The organism is Petrotoga sp. HWHPT.55.6.3 (assembly GCF_002895495.1).
Classification (GTDB): domain Bacteria; phylum Thermotogota; class Thermotogae; order Petrotogales; family Petrotogaceae; genus Petrotoga; species Petrotoga mobilis.
In genome coordinates this window covers 1-3225 of the sequence record NZ_AZRJ01000048.1, presented here as the reverse complement: position 1 = coordinate 3225, position 3225 = coordinate 1, and the positions used below count along the sequence as shown (strand labels likewise).

At 31.5% G+C, this 3225-nt stretch carries 3 protein-coding genes; 2 read left to right on the top strand and 1 reads right to left on the bottom strand.

Features of this window, described 5'->3' with window-relative positions; translation table 11 throughout:
- Positions 1–78: 78 nt before the first annotated feature.
- Positions 79–1368, bottom strand: coding sequence for an SLC13 family permease (locus X926_RS09190; protein WP_103065873.1), 1290 nt, complete (start codon positions 1366–1368; stop codon positions 79–81).
- Positions 1369–1661: 293 nt separating this feature from the next.
- Between X926_RS09190 and X926_RS09185 the strand changes: the two genes are divergently transcribed.
- Together X926_RS09185 and X926_RS09180 are read left to right on the top strand one after the other, a co-directional pair.
- On the top strand, positions 1662–2348 hold the full coding sequence (locus X926_RS09185; RefSeq protein ID WP_103065872.1) for a CPBP family intramembrane glutamic endopeptidase: 687 nt from the start codon (positions 1662–1664) through the stop codon (positions 2346–2348).
- A 171-nt stretch (positions 2349–2519) separates the two neighbouring features.
- Positions 2520–2960: an Hsp20/alpha crystallin family protein gene (locus X926_RS09180; protein WP_103065871.1), complete on the top strand. Its 441-nt coding sequence runs from the start codon at positions 2520–2522 to the stop codon at positions 2958–2960.
- Positions 2961–3225 lie beyond the last annotated feature (265 nt).

Genomic DNA, 3225 nt, shown 5'->3' with positions numbered 1-3225 from the left:
CTTCGCCCCGCAGCCCACCCTCTAAGGAAAAGAATCTGGACCCATTCATCCCGCAGCCCACCCTATAAGGATAAAAAATCAGAAAAAAATGAAATTTACATATATTCCAGAAATTACTATATTCCCTAATAATATTATCAAACCGTATTTAGAAAACTCCCAAAAAGAAATTGTTTTCCCTTTAAATTGGGTTAAAAGACCTAACGCTATAACGTTCGCTGAAGCGGCTATTGGAGTTAAGTTCCCTCCCAAGCAAGCCCCCAATGATAACGAATACCAAATGGGGTCAAGATTACTAAATATGGAAGATTCAGAAATAGATAATTTTTCAATGACAGGTATCATTGCAGCCACTAAAGGAACATTATTTAAGAAACCAGTAAAGAAAGAAGAAATTGTTAGAATAGAAAGACTAAATATAAGTAAAGAGTTGCCAGCAAAATCGACCAGTATATTAGAAAAAGCGCTAATGATACCCGTTTCTTCAAGTGCACCGGCAATTAAAAATAAAGCAAAGAAAAACAAAATATTTTCCCATTCAACTTTAGATAATGTATCTTTCAAATCCTTTGGTCTAAGAATAAATAACGAGAAAAAGCCAGCAGCTAAGGCAACGGTTGAACTTTCTAAATTTAGCTCATGTTGTAAAGCAAAAGCTACGATAACCGCTCCAAACAAAAGTATAGACAAGATAAATTCCTTTTTGTTTTCTACAATATGAGATACATCAAAGTTTTTAATCGCTTCTTTGTCTATTTTAACGGATAAATCTTCCTTGAAGAAATATATCAATAAGAGAATGGCGAATACTAAATTGATCAATGTAACCGGATACATAATAAGAGCGAACTCTGAGAAAGAATAACCTGCCGCAGAAGCAATCATAATATTAGGAGGATCACCAATTATTGTTGCCATACCTCCAATATTTGATGCGAAAATTTCTCCTAAAACAAAAGGGAGATAATTAATATTTAATGAATCCGTAATGGCAAAAGTCATTGGAATAAAAACTAAAACAGTAGTAACGTTATCAATAAAGCCAGAAAATAAAGCAACCAAAAAAATTAGAGAGATGAATAAGGTATAGGTGTTATTCCCAAACAATCTTAACATGGAGAGACCTAAGAAGGTAAATATACCTGTCTTTCTTAAAGTCTCAACAAATACCATCATTCCAAGCAGCAATAACAGAGTGTTATAATCCACGTACTCTTTTATTGCACCAATTTGGTCAGGGAAAATCCCTGTTCCTAATAGAAAAATAGCCCCCAACATTGCAATAAGCGTTCTATCTATTTTCTGAAAAACCATTCCTACAACGACAATTATGAAGACTATCAAAGATGTTAAGGCATAAATTGACATATAATTCCTCCGAAACGGAACCATTCTTTTTTACTAATGTTTTTAAAGGATTTAATATCCCAAACTAATTATAGTTTAAAAAAAAGACAAAGTCAAATAAATCAATATTTCCTTTTAATTCTTATTGCATCGGTTAATCATATTGATTAAAATTAAGCATCCTAATATTGTATAATTAAATTAAAGATACAGACATTTAAAGTGCGGAGCCGGGTCTAAGGGACCGCAGGTCCCTTTCCTTAGAAGGGTGGGGAGCGGGGCTAAGGGGCGCTAACACAGAGGTTGGTGAATATATGCTCTTTATTAAATTTATCATCTTACTAATTATCTACTATTTACTAATATATGTAATAGGCCGATCTTTTTTAAAAAGAAAAGGTATTTATTTGGGAAATTTAATTTTAGGAATATTCAGTATTGGGATTTCTATTCTTCTTATCTATCTTTCACCAATAAACTTCCAGCAAGCAGGATTCCAAACTGGGAATTTTAAAAAAGGACTGTTTATGCTTTTAATTTCTTTTATTTTAATACTGGGATCTTTGGGTAGTATGAGGAAAATGTCTCTTTCTGATCTCATGAAGATTCCCTACGGAAGTTTTCAAAATAACAAAATTATTTTATTACATGTTTGGTTGGTTGTAGGCCCTGCCGAAGAATTATTTTATAGAGGATTTATCCAAGGTAATTTAAGATTTTTTTTACCCGGTTCAATTTTTTCTATTGAATATGCAACGATCATAGCAACAGTACTTTTTGTTTTTGCCCATTTAAACAATCTCTTCTTTGGCAGAGAAAGTATAAAACAATTTATAGGTCTTTTACCAGGAAGGATCATAATGGGATCGATTTTGGGATACACCTTTCAAATTTCAAATAGCTTGATTTATCCCATAATAATACATACCCTCTCAGATGGATTAACTCTAACTTATTTAATTATTTTAAAGAAGCGATCCCTAAATAATTATCACTTATAGATAACAAGTGATTAAATCTTTTATTATATTTAAATTTAGTATTAATATAAAGCTTTTATTGTCAATTAAAAACAATCATAACCTTTTTTGAAGCCTCTCTTGACACAAAAGATTTTTTTGATATATAATTTTAGTGAAAATAATAAACAGTGAAAAGGGAGGCGGTGATAAATGTTAGAAAGAAGAAGAGACGACAGGGATGACAGAGAAGACTTGTTATCTCCATTTGATTTCTTCAATAGAGAGTTTGAAGATTTCTTTAGATCTTTGCCTTTTGGAACGACCTCTCGTGGTGAGATGGATGTATATGAAACTGACGATGATTACGTCGTAGAATGTGAATTACCTGGTTTAAACAAAAAAGATATAAAAGTTCAATTAAACAACGATCTATTAACCATATCCGCAGAAAAGAAAGAATCCGAAGAAGTAAGAAGAGGAAATGTGTATAGGAGAGAAAGATACTTTGGTAGAATTGAACGAACTATAAGACTACCAGAGTACATTGACAAAGACAAAATTAAAGCTGAATATGAAAATGGAGTTTTGAAACTAACTATACCAAAAGTTGAGACAGCTAAAGGTGAAGGAAAAGAGATCAAAATTGAATAAAACTGACAATAATTAAGAAGGCAGGCGTAAGCCTGCTTTTTATAATTTTACAAAGTAATTTTATAGTTATTCTTTCAAGCTCTTGAGAAATTTTAGTCGTTTCTACAATTAGAGCCTATTTTATTTGGTTTAATAATCTGAAATGCAAAAAAATGTAAATAAATTTTCTTAATAATTCTTAATTATGGTATAATAAAAAATAACAGCAACAACATCCTACTTAGCTAATTTAAAAATAAAATTAGGGTGGGCAGCGGGGCGAAGG

Bases quoted from the DNA above. Each gene is read 5' to 3' on its own strand.
- X926_RS09190 (WP_103065873.1), bottom strand. From the start codon at position 1,368: ATGTCAATTTATGCCTTAACATCTTTGATAGTCTTCATAATTGTCGTT.
- X926_RS09185 (WP_103065872.1), top strand. From the start codon at position 1,662: ATGCTCTTTATTAAATTTATCATCTTACTAATTATCTACTATTTACTA.
- X926_RS09180 (WP_103065871.1), top strand. From the start codon at position 2,520: ATGTTAGAAAGAAGAAGAGACGACAGGGATGACAGAGAAGACTTGTTA.